The sequence below is a fragment of the Chitinophaga sedimenti genome (assembly GCF_023156195.1).
In the GTDB taxonomy this organism is placed as follows: Bacteria; Bacteroidota; Bacteroidia; order Chitinophagales; family Chitinophagaceae; genus Chitinophaga; species Chitinophaga sedimenti.
In genome coordinates this window covers 1705840-1721266 of sequence record NZ_JAKUKA010000001.1, presented here as the reverse complement: position 1 = coordinate 1721266, position 15427 = coordinate 1705840, and the positions used below count along the sequence as shown (strand labels likewise).

Below are 15427 nucleotides of genomic sequence, written 5' to 3'. Positions count from 1 at the left end.
AATAATGCGTTCTCGTCGGTGTATTCGTTTACCTATGCTTCTAAATTAACTACGCTAAATTACGACGCAAATTACAATAATTGAACATTTGTTCGATATATTTCGTGAAATCCCGTTTTTGCCGGGTGAACGGTGGCCTTTTGCCTGTCTACGGATTACACATTTTGATATATCGTGCACAAAGTTATTCAATTTTTTGTTAATTCTTAACTTTTACATTCCTTAACAAATCATTTACAAAGATTACTTGATTGTAAACTATCTACGCGGCATTCTCGCTTTTTTACAGCGCGGTCACGCGGGCCATGCAACGCGGTGCCAATAAAGCTGTAACGTACAAACCATTGATAAGTGCCCATCGCGATCAGCGTGGTTACGGTCAGCACCCCCAGGGGGCGGAGCCAGCCCGGCACCGATGTGTCCAGGAATACGATCTGCATAGCGCCCACGATGCTCAGGTGCACGAGGTACAACCAAAACGAAGCATCCGATATATACTTGATCGTTCCGTTCTGCACGTTCATGTACTTCAGGAAGAAACCGATAAAGCCATAGGTAAGGAAGACAGTTTGCGCCGCCACTACCAGCTTTACACCTATGAGTGCCAAACCCGACAATGCCGCCACGTTTTCGTGTCCCAGTACAAGTAATTTAAACGCGACTACGGTTAAAGCCAGACCTGCAGCGAGATACAGCCACGTGTAACGCGCCAGCTCAAATAAACGGCCACTTTGCCTGTGCAACACTACGCCCAGCAGGAAAAAGAAGCCATAGTAAGTGAAATGGCCCGGTTTAGGGAAGATGCTGGTTGATACTTCTACTTCGGCTGTGCGGAACAGTGCGATCTGAATAGCCGCCAAGATCAATATGTATACAATAACATGAAGGGGAGAGCCATAGTTCCTCGTTAGTGTATTCGTGAACGTTTTAGCTCCTCCGCTCATTTTAAAACGGTAGACCACCAGCATTACCACATAATATAATATAAGGTAATACAGGAACCAAAGGTGCGCCATGCCGTTCCAACGCAGGAAATGCTGCCAGAATACTTGCGAACGCTCCGCCGGCGGCACACCAGCAGCAATGCAATGCTGGAAATACACGAATGGCGCGATGGACAGCGGTAAAATGAAGATCATGCTTGCTATAAATGGCACGACTATACGCTTGTAGCGGTGTTTAAAAAATGCACGTTCCCCGATTTTCAGGTACAACATCCGTGCAAAGAAGCCGGCTACCAGGAAAAACAGCTGCATCCGGAACGAGTGAATAAAGAGATACAGCGCATCAAAGCCATAGGCATGCAGCTGATCGTCTGAAGGCCAGCCTTCGTTAGGGTATACTTTGTACGCGATAATGGCATGCAGCACAATGCCGAGCAGCATGGCAATGGCTCTCAACGAATCGAGGCCGTAGATCCTGTTGTTAGTTTGCACGAAGTTTAAATAGGTTTGTACGACCGCCTACTCCTTATGAGCAAAATGGAAGTCGTCCGTTTTTATTAATACACACCGCTCGATCTCCTCGTCGGTAAATAATTCGGTGATGGGCAGGAAGTCGGTTTTCCAACCTGCCGCCTCCAGCTTAGCCGCGTAATCTTCGCCGTAAAAGCGAATGTGGCCCGGATCGCCAAATACTTCCGCCCGCTCTTCCGGCGAAGTGATACTGGGATCTTCATGCGTGACCGGCATTCCCGGCTTTAACGGCACCTGCAATAGCGCGCGGCCACCGGGTTTCAGCACCCGTAACATTTCACGCATCGCTTTTGAATCTTCCTCTACATATTCCAGCACGTGCGAGCAAAGGATCACGTCATAAGTATTGTCCGCGATCTGTGGCATGCTGGTGATGTCGATGCACTGGGTATCCGAGGGATAGGTACTTTCAAAAGTATCCGCAAATTTATCGCCTGGCGTGTAATCGAGCCCCTTAATTTTTTTATAACGGGCGTAGAACATGGCTTCAGGTGCAATATGCAGCATTTTTTTTTCCCCGGGGTAATGAAGTCTGGGTGCCTGTCCAGGTACATCCACAGCATGCGGTCGCGTTCATTGGACCGGCAGCGGGGACACTGGATTTTCCGCTGGTCGGACCCTGCCGGCAACAGGGTCCTAAAGCTACCCTTGCAACAGGGACAATAATATTTGTCGCCTTTATAATAAAGGCCTCGCAGCTCCAGGTATACCGGCAGCGCAGTTTTTTTCAGAAATTGTTTCAGTTTCGGGTGCATGCAATCACTTGTTTTAACGGGGTACAAATAAAGGAAGCGGTAAACGTAGGCTTGGCTTACGAGACAGTCGACAATCGTTTGGATCTTTCCCAGGCGGCGGACTGGTTTTTCCGGAGATATCGGAAGAAACCTTGGAACACCGCGATGTTCATAAACAAGAAATAGAAAGGAATGTAAAAAGGCTTGCTTTTAATATTGCGTCCGGCGAGGAAGTACCCGGTGAGCGCCGCGCCGTAAAAAGCCAGTTGCGCAATCAGGAAGGCCAGCCAGAACCATCCTCCGCTGTAAAATACTAATAAAATATTAGTGATGAGCAGTACGGGCAAACTTAAAGGGCTCAACGTCCAGCGCAGCACCCGGTGCGATACATATTGGAACGAGAGTACAGGGTATTTAACAAAGTTCAGCAGCGCTTTGAGTCGTACGATAGACTGGAAGCCACCGGCGCTGATGCGGACTTTGCGTTTATGCTCTTCCGTGATAGAGGCCGAAGGTGCTTCCATGGCGAATGCGTCGGGAGCATAGGCGATGCGGTAACCTTTCATGTTGATGCGCAGCGAGATGATAAAGTCATCCAGTATTACATCGGGCTCCACGGTTTCGTAGAGATCCGTTCTTACAGAGAACAGCTCGCCGGCCGCGCCTACAACAGAATACAGGTCTGCGTCCCATTTCTTGAGCAGCGATTCGTATTTCCAGTACACTCCTTCGGTAGAGGCTGCGTTGGCGTTACCGTCGGCTACCACCTTTTTTCGCCGGCCACGCCACCCGTACCGGGATCTGCATAGTGCCTGACGATATTTTTAACCGCTTCAGCGTTTAACAAAGTATTAGCATCGCAGAAAATGACGTAGGGGTGCGCACCTGGGAAACCGCCCGGTTGATCGCCGCGGTTTTGCCGCGTCGCTCACTTTCGTGCATGGTGCGGATGCGCGGGTACCCGGCCAGAATTTCAGGCGTGCGGTCTGAGCTGCCATCGGTAATAAATATAATGTCCAGCTTTTCGGCGGGATAATCGAGGGCAAGGGTATTAGCGACTTTTTCACGGATGAAGTCTTCCTCGTTGTAAGCAGCCACCACAAGGGTTACGGCGGGCTCAAACGGAGGGAGTGGGGCGGGATTGCCCTTAAAAAGCCGTTTCAGTTTAACCAGTATATATAATAAGATGGCGTATCCGACATAATTATAAAACAGGATGCAAAAACTGATTGTAAATAAAATAACCAATGTCATAAATAGCGTACAGGGGGTTAATTGGACGGCAAAATAAACAAGAATTCGAATAAAATACAACGAAAAAGGTACGTCTACACGCCAATTTTAATCTTTCACCGGACGAATCCGGCCACTTACGAGGAATTTTTAACCCTTTACGAATTCCATTATATTAGAAAATTACACTTATTATAATTTTGCGTCAGTGAAAAAGACATGAGGCCGCGTATAACTACGTAATTTTGAAGAGAAGCAAGTTCTTTTTGTTAATTCGATTAACAACATTTGCAAAGTTCAAGTTTTGTTAATATTTTTACGCAGTCAATTAAATATAATATATCCTTTCTGACCATCTTCCTTTGAATTTCCTGGAACGCAATGTTCCATAATAATTTAGCCCCCTGGAGGAACCTAATAAAAAAACTGGCTTTTACTAAGTTTTACGGTAAAGGCGCCAGGAACGATCCTGGCCTTATCCTGGAAAAATCGGATTTGGATGATCCGTTGTAGTTGCTTTGTGTATTACCGCGCCGCAACAAACGTTTATCCCCTTTCGAAACAAGTAGTTTTTAATTAGGAAAAAAGAAGAAGATGAAAAAGACAATATTGATTATCGATGATAGCGCGCCAATTCGCTTTTTGCTGGAGTCAATCCTTGGCAAACAGTACAGAGTATATTCGGCGCCGGATGGATTAACGGCGATGATGTGGCTTTCAAAAGGTAACAGACCTGACTTGATTATCACAGACATTCAAATGCCAAACATAGACGGATGGGAGTTGGTAAAATACCTGAATGGAAATGTGCTGTATGATGATATTCCTGTTATTGTCCTCACAGGTTCGGACACGAAAGAGATGAGAGGCCATGAACTGGAATACAAAATTTCTGACTTCCTGCGCAAGCCTTTTGATCCGATGAAGTTGCTGGAATCTGTTAACAAACATATACATGCTGCCGCGGATGTGGTAACTGCCTAAGTTCGGAACGGAAACATGTAATTGTTTAATTGTAAAACCCCTGTTTGTTTATGCTTTATAACGTACCATTACACCTACAAGACCAGAAGAGGAAACCGCTGGCGACAATGATTTCTCTTCCGTCTGACAGCTTGATGAGATTTGCACTTTTCATTGGAGACAGTGCATTTCAAAAACATTTCTTCCCCGTCAGGAGGAAGAGACAGTGATTGCGACTACGGCGGTGAATGCGAGGAAGGTATTGAAGGACAGGTTGCAAAATAACATTACCCCCGCGTATATCATTTGTCACCTGCAGCAGGCCGCCCCAGAACTGGAGTCCCTGTTGCAATTCCTGCAACAGAACAAGCATTTCCGTAAAATTCCGTTCTTTCTTTACGCAGAAAATCTGACTAAAGAAGAAAAACAGAAATATGCCCGCCTGGGCGGTATCGATGATATCGTTACGCCGGGTATTACGGCGGCCGACTTCAACTTAAAACTGCAGTTCGCCCGTAAGTTCAGGCAACTCAGCGCAAAGGCGGAAAATGCGAAAAACGGTAACCGTAACTGGTTCGAAGGGAAAGATGTAAATTACTTATTAAAACGCCTTGTAGACATCACTGCCGCCGGTACGGCGCTGGTTGCGCTGAGCCCGGTACTTGCTGTCATAGCCGTTGCCATCAAATTAGATTCAAAGGGCCCCATCTTTTATATTTCAAAAGGGCCGGCAGTCGCTACAAGGTATTTAAGTTCTATAAATTCCGCACCATGCGTGCAGATGCGGACAAAATGGTAAAAGAACTGAGTCACCTGAACCAGTACGATACTAAAAATACAGATGCAGCCGGTCCGGTGTTCTTTAAATTGAGCAACGACCCGCGTGTAACCAAACTGGGCGCCTTTTTGCGCAATAGCAGCCTGGACGAACTGCCACAGTTGCTGAATGTTATCAAAGGGGATATGTCGCTGGTAGGTAACAGGCCACTGCCTTTGTACGAAGCCGCAACTTTGACTACCGATACCTATGCTGGTCGCTTTAATGCACCTGCGGGGCTTACCGGTTTGTGGCAGATCAAAAAAAGAGGACAAAAGGAAATGAGTGTGGATGAGCGTATTGGACTGGACATCGACTACGCTGAAAAATACTCTTTCATGTACGATATGTGGATTATGGCGCAAACGCCGAAAGCATTGATTCAGAAAGACAACGTTTAACCTGACCGAATAGAAGACGCTATTAATCACCAATACACCGAATACAACACAAGGAATACTATCATGAAACTACGTTCAGAACCGCTGGTGTCGCTGATCACATTAAACTACAACCAGACTGGTATCACATGCGAGTTCCCGGAGTCAACTAAAAACCTGACTTACAAGAACTTTGAGACCATCGTTGTAGATAATGCCTCCACAGTGAACCCTACGGCGCAGATCGAAGCAGGTAATTACCCCAATGTAAAAATCCTGCTCAGCGAAAAGAACCTCGGCTTTACAGGGGGCAACAACCTTGGCATGCGTCATGCAAAAGGAGATTTCGTTTTCATCGTGAATAATGACACAGAGGTAACGCCCGATTTGCTGGAGCGTTTGCTGGCGCCGTTCGAAAACGATCCTACCATTGGCGTTACTTGTCCAAAGATCCGCTACTTTTCTCATCCCAACACCATTCAATATGCCGGCTTTAACCCGATGAACCTGTTTACAGGCAGGCAATCGGCAGTAGGCAGCAATGAAGATGACCAGGGACAGTACAACGTTTCCGGTCCTACCAACTGCGCACACGGCGCAGCGATGCTGGTAAAGCGGGAAGTGCTGGAGAAAGTTGGCATGTTCGCCGATAAGTTCTTCATTTACTACGAAGAATCTGACTGGAGTGCGAGAATTATCCGCGCCGGTTATAAAATACAATACGTGGCCGATGGATTGATTTATCATAAAGAATCCATTACCATGGGTAAGGAAAGCGCCATCAAAGCGTACTACCACACCCGCAACAGGATACTGTACATGCGCAGGAACACGAATCCGGTGCAGCTGGCATCCTTCACCCTGTTCTTCACAGCATTTACTTTCCCGAAATCGGTGCTGAAGTATACTGTAAGAGGACAATTTAAACACCTGAAGTCGTTCCTGAAAGGCACTTTCTGGAACCTGACAAACTCAAGTTATTCACCTGTATCGTAAAAATTGAATTGATATGATAACATCTTTAGTTACCGGAGGTGCCGGATTTATTGGATCTCACGTGGTAAAACATTGTTTGGCTGCTGGTCATAAAGTAGTTGTACTGGACGACCTGAGCGGTGGTTTTGAAGATCACATCCCCGAAGGCGCTATCTTCGTTCAGGGTTCTGTTGTGGACGATCAGCTGGTGACCAGCCTGTTTGCTGAATACAAATTCACTTACGTATATCACCTGGCGGCTTATGCAGCTGAGGGGCTCTCTCACTTCATCCGCCGTTTCAACTATAATAATAACCTCATTGGCAGCATTAACCTGATCAACGAGTCAATCAAGCATAAAGTAAAATGCTTCGTGTTTACTTCCTCAATCGCAGTATATGGCGCAGGCCAGCTGCCGATGCGCGAAGACATGGTGCCGCAGCCTGAAGATCCGTACGGTGTTTCTAAATACGCGGTAGAACTGGACCTGAAAGCGGCGCACGAAATGTTTGGTCTGAATTACGTGGTATTCCGTCCCCACAACGTGTATGGTGAAAACCAGAACATCGGTGACAAATACCGTAACGTAATCGGTATCTTCATGAACCAGATCATGCAGGGCCAGCAGCTCACCATCTTCGGCGACGGCGAACAAACACGCGCTTTCTCTTACATTGATGATGTGGCTATTCCGATCGCGAAATCTGTGGATATTCCTGCTGCTTACAACCAGGTGTTCAACATTGGCGCGGATAAACCTTACACCGTAAACGAACTCGCGAAAGTGGTGAGCGGTTACTTTGGTGTTGAACCTAACATCAAATACCTGGCTGCCCGTAACGAGGTAGTACACGCTTACTCTGACCATGCTAAAGCGCACGGCGTATTTGGCGAAGGCAGCGGTGTAACACTGGCTGACGGTATTGCTAAAATGGCTGCCTGGGCTAAAGTGGTGGGCGCCCGCAAGAGCAAGGAATTTGAAAACATTGAGATTTATGAAAAACTGCCGCAGGGATGGGAGCGTAAAGCACCACAGACCGAAGCAGTGCCTGCATAATGGCTACGCATAAGAAAATAAAAGTTTTACAGACCATCCGTCAGGGTTTGGTAGGCGGGGGCGAAACGCATGTACTGGGGCTTACAGAGCAACTTGACAAATCGCGCTTCGAACCGGTTGTACTTTCCTTCACGGATGGTCCCATGATTACCCGGCTGAACGAAATGGGCATCAAAAATTACGTGATCCCTTCGTTAAAAGCGTTCGACATCCGCCAGTGGCAAAAGGTAAAGGCGCTGCTCCGCAAAGAGCAGATCGATTTAGTGCATGCCCACGGCTCACGTGCAGCCAGTAATCTGCTGATCCCTACAAAGGCTTTAGGTCTGCCCATCGTTTATACTATTCATGGCTGGTCGTTTCACGATGACCAGCCTTTCGTTCAGAAAAAGGTGCGGGTATATTCGGAAAGGTTTATCACTAACCGGGTAAATCATAATATTTCGGTATCCGCCTCCAACCAGGCCACGGGTGTAACACATTTCGGCAGGTTCAGCTCCACGGTGATCAATAATGGTATTGATCCTGTAAAGTTTAATCCCGATGGCGTATATCCCAATATCCGCGAGGAGCTTGGCATTCCGGAGCATCATACGCTGATCAGCTATATTGCGCGTATTACCGTACAGAAAGATCCTTTGACCATGGTGCGGGGCTTTGCCGAAGCGCTGAAGGAAACGCAGGATCTGACCTTACTCGTAGTAGGCGACGGTGAACTGAAAGAGGAAATGATGGAACTGGCGAAACAACTGGGTGTAAGCGACAAGATCGTGTACCAGCCATTCCGCGCCGATGTGCCGGCCATCCTGCGGGCGACCGACATTTATTGTCTGCCGTCTTTATGGGAAGGTTTGCCGATCGGGTTGCTGGAAGCCATGGCCATGGGCACGGCGGTTGTGGCCACCAACGTGGATGGATCGAGGGAAATTGTGAAACATCTCGAGAACGGATGGCTCATAGAGCCCCGCAGCGCAGAAATGTTGGCCAACGCCATCGTAAAACTGCACACAGAAAAGTTTTTCCGCGCCATGTTGCAGAAGAATGCTGTCAAAACTATCCTGGAAAGATACAGCATCCACAGCATGACCCGTAAAATTGAGGACCTATACCAGAGGTGCTCAACACCCCGAAATAACCGGCTACCATGGATACACTTTTATACATACTGGATGACATTTTTATCGTAGTGCAGGTAGCACTGGCATTCTTCGTGCTGCTGCCTACCGTGCTGCTGATTATCTACGGCATCAAAAAGCTCTTCGGCTGGAGCAACTCTCCGCTGAAGAAGGGTGGTGAAAATAATGCACAGCACTCCTACGATTTTGGTGCAATTATTTGTGCACACACCGACCTTACGCTGGTGCCGCCATTAATTGATTCTTTACTCAAACAGAATTATAGCAATTACCGCGTGTATGCGGTGGCAGACGCCTGCAGACCCGAAGCCGTTGAGCAATTGAGAGCCATGTTTCCCGACCCGCGCGTAACCGTGCTGGCGCCGGAGCAGCCTTTCAATAACAAGACCAAGTCGATCGACATGGGCATTGAACACTTTACGCGCAAACACGACGCTTTCATCATTTTTGACTCCGATAACCTGGTACACCCGGATTACCTGAGCGTGGTGAATAAATATTTCAATAAGGGGTACAAAGTGGTGCAAACCAACATGCTGCCCAAAAATACCGATACGTTATATGCCCGCATGGACGCTTCCGGTAATCTGTATTGCAACTTTATTGACCGCCTCATGCGCATGGAGCTGGGACTGTCGTCGCACATCTGGGGACTTGGTATCGTGATGGACGTGGAGTTATACAGAACTATCCTGTACCAGAATTTTCCCGGCACCTTCAGCAAACTGGGCGGCTTCGATAAAAAGATGCAGGCCGACATCGTGAACAATGTTCCCGTGCTGGCTTATGCTACAGAAGCCATTGTATACGATGAGAAAATCGAGGATGGCGCGGCGCTGCAAAAGCAACGTACCCGGTGGATCAATGCATATTTCACCTCTATGGAGTATGCCGTAAAAGTACTGTGGAATGGCTTATCGCGCTTTAATTTTAATAACACGTTTTTCGGCATTAACCTTTTCCGTCCGCCGTTATTTATGATGATGGGGACAGCAGGTTTGTTTATGTTGATCAACCTGTTTATCAGTCTGCCCTGGGCCATATTCTGGTTCGCTTCGATTGTCACCTTTGTGATTACTTTCTTTGCAATCGTAATGGTGATGAGCGGCGACAGCCAGATATTTAAAGCGATGTTCCACCTGCCGTTCTTTGTGCTGCGCCAGGTAAAGGCATTCCTGAAAGTGACGGATGCCAACAAAGATTTCCTGCGCACCAACAATACCAAAGTGGTGTACATCGAGGAAATCCTCAATAAATAGGCTTGCCTTGATGAAAATAGAAACAACGTAAGGGGAGAGGTGCTCGCATCTTTCCCTTTACTATTTTAAGTAGGTTTCTTCCGCTCGATTTATAATGCGAAAAGATATTTCCCCTGTTGCTCGGTGCAGAAGGACACCAGCTTTTCAGAATTTACCTCGAACAGGAAATACATCATCACCGCGTTTCCACTAACGATCCCGTATATTTCCTCCTGCGAAGGCAGGGCAAAAGCCGCACAGTCCTGGAGCGCACTGATGGCGGCATAGGGCTGTACACTTACGCGGCCCGAATGGTACGCCCTGAGGAAGGCGCCGGTTTCTTCCCGCACAAATTCTACCCGTTTGCAGAAACATGCGCTGCAATCCGGTTTACACTCGTAAGCCATATAACGGCCAATTTCTGCAGGGGGAGCAAGGTGAATAAAAAGATCTTGTACGAGCGACCTGATAACGGCGGCCCGTTTTTTGTCCAAAGCTTTTTCTGCGTTGGTATTGGGCATAGAGAACATCGTGCGTTCTGCAGAGGCTTTCGTAGCTACTAGCATCGTATGTAAATTCTTTAGCAAATAGAAAATGACTCTTCTCTGTCTCGATTATTTGTGTCGGCGTGTGTGTCTGATTACGAACAATTCATGAGCAACAACAGGTTTGATTTTTCGATTGGTATAATAAATTTAAGCATTTCCCCGATACCAACGTATCACACGAAAATATCAGTAACTTTCAGGGGCCAAAACATAATAAACCATGTCAGAAACCGTTGCAATCCGTCAATTGACCGCAGAAGACTACTTCGATCTCAAAGAATCAATGAAACTGGCGTACCCGGACATGCAGGGCAGCTACTGGCGTGAAGAAACGCTTAAACGCCTGATAAAGCTGTTCCCGGAAGGGCAGATAGCAGTAACGGTAAACGAAAAGGTCGTGGGCTGCGCGCTCAGTATCATCGTGGACTACGGCAAGTTCGGAGATGAACATACCTACGAGCAAATTACCGGGTATTATACGTTTAATACACACGATCCCAAGGGCGATGTACTGTATGGAATCGAGGTGTTTGTGCACCCGGACTACCGCGGTAAACGCCTGGCGCGCCGGCTGTACGATACCCGCAAGTCGTTGTGCGAACAGCTGAACCTGCGGGGCATTGTTTCCGGCGGACGTATTCCCAATTACGAAAAGTACGCCGAACGGCTTACTCCCCGTGAGTACATTGAAAAGGTGCGGGATAAAGAAATCTATGATCCTACGCTGACCTTCCAGTTCTCGAACGATTTTACCGTTAAAAAGATCCTCCGCAATTATCTGCCTTCCGACGAAGCCTCCAAAGGCTTTGCGACACTGCTGCAGTGGTACAATATCTATTATGAGAAAGATGCGGATACCATCCGGTATAACAAATCTACCGTACGCATAGGCCTCGTGCAATGGCAGATGCGCGCTTATGAGGGAGCAGACGAGCTGATACAACAGGTGGAGTATTTCGTGGACGCCGTGAGCGATTATGGCTCCGATTTCGTAGTATTCCCGGAGTTGTTCAACGCGCCGCTGATGATTGAATTCAACCAACTGGACCAGGCCGCCGCGATCCGCGGACTGGCAAAGTATACAGAGCGGTTGAAAAATGAGTTTATCCGCTTCGCGGTATCCTACAACGTAAATATCATTACCGGCAGCATGCCCGTGGTGGTGGACGAGCAACTGTACAACATATCTTACCTCTGCCGCCGAGACGGTACGTACGAGTCCTATACAAAAGTGCATATTACCCCCAACGAGGTAAACGCCTGGGGGATGAAAGGCGGCAACGAGGTGCGGGTATTCGATACCGATTGCGGCAAGATAGGCATCGTCATTTGTTACGATGTGGAGTTCCCGGAACTGCCAAGATTGCTGGCGCAGCAAGGCATGCAAATACTCTTCGTACCGTTTTTGACGGATACGCAGAATGGTTATAACCGTGTACGTTTTTGTGCACAGGCCAGGGCCATCGAAAATGAGTGTTATGTAGCGATTGCAGGCAGCGTTGGTAACCTGCCGCGGGTAAATAATATGGACGTGCAATATGCGCAATCTGCCATCTTCACACCCTCCGATTTTGCCTTCCCCGTTACGGGGTGAAGGCCGATGCAACCCCAATACAGAGATGATCGTGATCGCCGATGTAGACCTGGTACTGCTGAAAGAGCTACACACCTATGGCAGTGTACAAACGTTAAAAGATATACGGAACGATTTGTACGAAATTGTCATCAAGAAGAAATAAGGCCCGTTTCTGTGTGATTTGTGAAATACTGTCCGTAGTACACAAAAGTGCAAAATCAACAAATCTCGATTTTAATTCAATATTGTAAATACAACACAAATATGTCAAAGACGATTAACCTGGCGCTGCAGATCATTCCTTCCGTACCATCGGAGCAGGTGTATGCAGTTGTGGATGAAGCCATTGCAGTAATTAAAGACTCCGGTGTGAAGTATCGGGTGTGTCCATTTGAGACCGTAATGGAAGGAACCTATGAGGAACTGATGGAAGTGGTGAAAAAAACGCAGGAAGTGTGCTTCAAAGCGGGCGCTTCCCAGCTGTTGGTATATATTAAAATGCAGGTTCGGAAAGATGCCGATGTGACCATGGAAGAGAAGACCGGGAAGTACGACGCTGCAGCTTCTGCCTAAAATTTTACTTTAGATATAATAACGGCCTGTTTATCATTTGTAAATGGTAAAACAGGCCGTTTATGTTTTATCAATATCGGTTGATAAAAAAGCTGGCTAAGCTTCGCTAAGTTTATTTAATATCCAGACCGAGCCAGCCGCCAAACACGAGGTAGGCGATGATCAGGGTAAAGAAGATATTGAACACCTGCGCAATGATGAAGGCCAGTGCGGGACGGCTGTTACCGGCGCCGAATATATCTTTGAACTTCGTTTCGAGACCAATGCAGACAAAAGCCAGTGCGAAGAAGAACGTTTGCAGATCCTTTATCGGTGCTTTCAGATCTTTAAAAGTGGCAGCAGGCACCAGGAAGGAGAAGATCAGTGAAGCAACGATGAAGCCGAGTACGAATTTGGGAAAGCGCTCCCAGATCGTGTGTATGCCAGGTTTCTGTGCATTGTCCTGTTTCTTCGTGTAGGCCCAGTATACGGAGATGCCAAACGCTGCGAGACCGAGGAGTACGTTCTGCGAGAACTTCACGATGGTGGCGATCTTGAATGCTTCTTCTCCCGCGAGCGTGCCTGCGGCTACCACCGCGCCTGAGGTATCGATGGTACCACCCAGCCAGGCGCCGGTTACTGCGGGCGACATCCCCATCCAGTGTGCGATGGGCGGCATCAGCAGCATCATGGGAATCGCTACGATGAGTACTAGCGAAATCACCTGCGAGAGCTTTTTATTATCACCTTCAATAGCACCGGAAGTGGCGATGGCGGCGGATACACCGCAGATCGATACCGCACTCGAAATCATCATACGAAATTCATCATCCAACCCTAATTTTTTACAGAGCCAGAAAGAGAAGTACCAAACGGTGAATACCACCACCACGGACTGAATGATGCCCAGTGCGCCGGCTTTCATGATGTCGCCGAAAATAATGGTGCTGCCCAGGATCACGAGCCCCGTTTTAATATACAACTCCGTTTGGATAGCGGGTTTCAGCCATCCCGGCACTTTTAATACGTTACTGATAAACAAACCAAGCAGGAGGCTGAATAACACTATTTCGATGCCGAAGCCCGATACGCCTTTGTTGCCGGTAATTACCTGCGAGACGAACATGACGATGACCGGGAACAGGGCGCCGCTGTACATATGATAGCCTGCAGGCTGCGAGGAGAGGAGCCGGGTAATGGCCAGGGCCGCGCATAACCAGATGTAGAGTACGCCGAGGTGCGTCCAGTTCTGGATGTTGGTAAGCTGGGCCATCAGGCTGGAAGCATCGCTCCATTCAAATTTGGGCAGGGTTGGTTTAACGCCTGCTGAAATCACAATCAGCGAAAGGGCTGCTAGTACTACTGCTATCCAATCTTCATGCAGTGTACGTTTCATGGACGTAGTCGACATTTGGTTGATCAGTTTTTAAAATCAGTGGAAGAAAAGGTATCCGATAATAATCGCGCCAACGACCCCGACAACATCGGCGATCAGTCCGCAGGTTACAGCATAACGTGTCTTTTTGATATTTACGGAGCCGAAATAAACGGCCAATACGTAAAAAGTTGTCTCGGTAGATCCTTGCATAATGCCCAGACGCCCCTGGAACGAGTCGGCGCCGAAGTGCTCCATCGTTTCTACCATGGCCGCTCTTGCGCCACCGCCGCTGAACGTTTTCATGATACCTACCGGTAACGCAGGAACGAAATCAATGTTAAGCCCCATAGCGCCTACCACATAGCCGATACCTTGTGTCAGGTAATCCATGCAGCCGGTGGTACGCAATGCACTAATGCCAATGAGGAAAGCTACGAGGTACGGAATGATCATCACCGACACTTTGAAGCCTTCTTTCGCGCCATCGATAAATGTTTCGTACACATTGATCTTTTTGATCATGCCCTGTACAATGAACCATACGATAATACCCAGAATGATAAATGCGCCTACGCCGCCGACGTACAGTCCCACCTTATCACGTGGTAGTATGGAAACCCAATACACGAGTAAGAAGATTACGGCGCCTACGACCAACAGAAACACCAGTACCGGCAGGCGGAACAGGTTGATGCGTTGATAAAGCGCCACGGCGATCATACCGGAGATGAAAGAAATCAGGGTACCTATAAGCGTTGGAATGAAAATGTCAGCCGGATTCGCAGCGCCCTGGGCCAAACGCATCGCCATCACTGAAGTTGGGATAAGGGTAATGCCTGCAGTATTCAGTACCGGGAACATGATCTGCGCATCGCTGGCCACTTCTTTTTCTTTATTGAGATCCTGCAGCTCCTGCATCGCTTTAAGACCGAGGGGAGTGGCAGCATTGTCAAGGCCCAGCATATTGGCGGAGAAGTTGAGCATCACAGACCCGATTGCCGGATCTTTCTTTGGAATGCCCGGGAACAACACGGAAAAGAACGGGCTAACCGCACGCGCAAACCTTTCAATCATGCCTGCTTTCTCTCCCACGCGCATAATACCCAGCCACATAGTCATCATGCCGATGAGCCCGATCGCAATGTCCACGCTCGTTTTAGCGCTGTCGAACATTCCGGAAGTCACCTGGCTGAAGAGCCCGACATCTCCTGTTATAGCTACTTTGATAACCGCGACCACGAACGCAATAACAAAAAACGCGATCCATACATAGTTCAATACCATATGCTAATAATTACGAATAGGTAACGCATTTGCTTACCAGCGCTCAAAATAATCAATATTTTAACAACCATTACTCAATTGTAT

14 protein-coding genes and 1 pseudogene are annotated in these 15427 nt (G+C 47.8%); 8 read left to right on the top strand and 7 right to left on the bottom strand.

The annotated features are described in order from the left end of the window. Positions 1-230: 230 nt before the first annotated feature. From MKQ70_RS09725 to MKQ70_RS41115, 4 genes are all read right to left on the bottom strand, one after another. Positions 231-1436 (bottom strand): acyltransferase family protein, encoded by a 1206-nt coding sequence (locus MKQ70_RS09725; protein ID WP_248070296.1) that lies wholly within the window; start codon positions 1434-1436, stop codon positions 231-233. Positions 1437-1463: 27 nt separating this feature from the next. Continuing rightward, positions 1464-1982, bottom strand: a complete 519-nt coding sequence (locus MKQ70_RS09720; protein ID WP_248070294.1) for a class I SAM-dependent methyltransferase — start codon at positions 1980-1982, stop codon at positions 1464-1466. 304 nt (positions 1983-2286) lie between these two features. Continuing rightward, positions 2287-2976, bottom strand: coding sequence for a glycosyltransferase family 2 protein (locus MKQ70_RS09715; protein WP_248070292.1), 690 nt, complete (start codon positions 2974-2976; stop codon positions 2287-2289). Between the two features lie 73 nt (positions 2977-3049). Beyond that, positions 3050-3310 (bottom strand): glycosyltransferase, encoded by a 261-nt coding sequence (locus tag MKQ70_RS41115; RefSeq protein WP_248070290.1) that lies wholly within the window; start codon positions 3308-3310, stop codon positions 3050-3052. A 726-nt stretch (positions 3311-4036) separates the two neighbouring features. On the opposite strand from MKQ70_RS41115, the gene MKQ70_RS09705 reads away from it, so the two are divergent. The 6 genes and pseudogenes from MKQ70_RS09705 to MKQ70_RS09675 all read left to right on the top strand — a co-directional run bounded on the left by MKQ70_RS09705 (position 4037) and on the right by MKQ70_RS09675 (position 10026). Beyond that, positions 4037-4426, top strand: coding sequence for a response regulator (locus MKQ70_RS09705; RefSeq protein ID WP_248070288.1), 390 nt, complete (start codon positions 4037-4039; stop codon positions 4424-4426). A gap of 205 nt (positions 4427-4631) precedes the next feature. Further along, positions 4632-5623 (top strand): annotated as a pseudogene (locus MKQ70_RS43735) (sugar transferase). Between the two features lie 63 nt (positions 5624-5686). Next, a complete protein-coding gene (locus MKQ70_RS09690; RefSeq protein ID WP_248070283.1) occupies positions 5687-6598 on the top strand; it encodes a glycosyltransferase family 2 protein in 912 nt (303 codons plus the stop codon). A gap of 13 nt (positions 6599-6611) precedes the next feature. Continuing rightward, positions 6612-7634 carry an NAD-dependent epimerase/dehydratase family protein gene (locus MKQ70_RS09685; protein ID WP_282456326.1) on the top strand — a complete coding sequence of 341 codons (1023 nt, stop codon included), beginning with the start codon at positions 6612-6614 and terminating at the stop codon, positions 7632-7634. Beyond that, positions 7634-8818 (top strand): glycosyltransferase family 4 protein, encoded by a 1185-nt coding sequence (locus MKQ70_RS09680; RefSeq protein WP_248070277.1) that lies wholly within the window; start codon positions 7634-7636, stop codon positions 8816-8818. Before MKQ70_RS09685 ends, MKQ70_RS09680 begins: the two co-directional genes overlap by 1 nt. Then, on the top strand, positions 8776-10026 hold the full coding sequence (locus MKQ70_RS09675; protein ID WP_248070264.1) for a glycosyltransferase family 2 protein: 1251 nt from the start codon (positions 8776-8778) through the stop codon (positions 10024-10026). The genes MKQ70_RS09680 and MKQ70_RS09675 overlap by 43 nt, the downstream gene beginning before the upstream one ends. 89 nt (positions 10027-10115) lie before the next feature. On the opposite strand, the gene MKQ70_RS09670 is transcribed toward MKQ70_RS09675, so the two are convergent. Continuing rightward, positions 10116-10571 carry a hypothetical protein gene (locus MKQ70_RS09670; RefSeq protein WP_248070262.1) on the bottom strand — a complete coding sequence of 152 codons (456 nt, stop codon included), beginning with the start codon at positions 10569-10571 and terminating at the stop codon, positions 10116-10118. Between the two features lie 202 nt (positions 10572-10773). Between MKQ70_RS09670 and MKQ70_RS09665 the strand changes: the two genes are divergently transcribed. Together MKQ70_RS09665 and MKQ70_RS09660 are read left to right on the top strand one after the other, a co-directional pair. Next, entirely contained in the window at positions 10774-12147 is a 1374-nt protein-coding gene (locus MKQ70_RS09665; RefSeq protein WP_248070261.1) for a bifunctional GNAT family N-acetyltransferase/carbon-nitrogen hydrolase family protein, read from the top strand. A gap of 246 nt (positions 12148-12393) precedes the next feature. Continuing rightward, the gene (locus MKQ70_RS09660) at positions 12394-12702 is read left to right on the top strand and encodes a thiamine-binding protein (protein ID WP_248070259.1); all 309 of its coding nucleotides are present in this window, start codon (positions 12394-12396) and stop codon (positions 12700-12702) included. Between the two features lie 112 nt (positions 12703-12814). Here the strand turns inward: MKQ70_RS09660 and MKQ70_RS09655 are convergent, their stop codons facing one another. After that, positions 12815-14092: a YeiH family protein gene (locus tag MKQ70_RS09655; protein ID WP_248070257.1), complete on the bottom strand. Its 1278-nt coding sequence runs from the start codon at positions 14090-14092 to the stop codon at positions 12815-12817. Between the two features lie 21 nt (positions 14093-14113). After that, complete coding sequence (locus MKQ70_RS09650) at positions 14114-15343, bottom strand: spore maturation protein (RefSeq protein WP_248070256.1); 1230 nt, start codon at positions 15341-15343, stop codon at positions 14114-14116. Positions 15344-15427: the final 84 nt, after the last annotated feature.

Excerpts from the sequence above, each read along its gene's own strand:
- MKQ70_RS09720 (WP_248070294.1), bottom strand. The coding sequence starts at position 1,982 with ATGCTGCATATTGCACCTGAAGCCATGTTCTACGCCCGTTATAAAAAA.
- MKQ70_RS09705 (WP_248070288.1), top strand. The coding sequence starts at position 4,037 with ATGAAAAAGACAATATTGATTATCGATGATAGCGCGCCAATTCGCTTT.
- MKQ70_RS09690 (WP_248070283.1), top strand. The coding sequence starts at position 5,687 with ATGAAACTACGTTCAGAACCGCTGGTGTCGCTGATCACATTAAACTAC.
- MKQ70_RS09685 (WP_282456326.1), top strand. The coding sequence starts at position 6,612 with ATGATAACATCTTTAGTTACCGGAGGTGCCGGATTTATTGGATCTCAC.
- MKQ70_RS09680 (WP_248070277.1), top strand. The coding sequence starts at position 7,634 with ATGGCTACGCATAAGAAAATAAAAGTTTTACAGACCATCCGTCAGGGT.
- MKQ70_RS09675 (WP_248070264.1), top strand. The coding sequence starts at position 8,776 with ATGGATACACTTTTATACATACTGGATGACATTTTTATCGTAGTGCAG.
- MKQ70_RS09670 (WP_248070262.1), bottom strand. The coding sequence starts at position 10,571 with ATGCTAGTAGCTACGAAAGCCTCTGCAGAACGCACGATGTTCTCTATG.
- MKQ70_RS09665 (WP_248070261.1), top strand. The coding sequence starts at position 10,774 with ATGTCAGAAACCGTTGCAATCCGTCAATTGACCGCAGAAGACTACTTC.
- MKQ70_RS09660 (WP_248070259.1), top strand. The coding sequence starts at position 12,394 with ATGTCAAAGACGATTAACCTGGCGCTGCAGATCATTCCTTCCGTACCA.
- MKQ70_RS09655 (WP_248070257.1), bottom strand. The coding sequence starts at position 14,092 with ATGTCGACTACGTCCATGAAACGTACACTGCATGAAGATTGGATAGCA.
- MKQ70_RS09650 (WP_248070256.1), bottom strand. The coding sequence starts at position 15,343 with ATGGTATTGAACTATGTATGGATCGCGTTTTTTGTTATTGCGTTCGTG.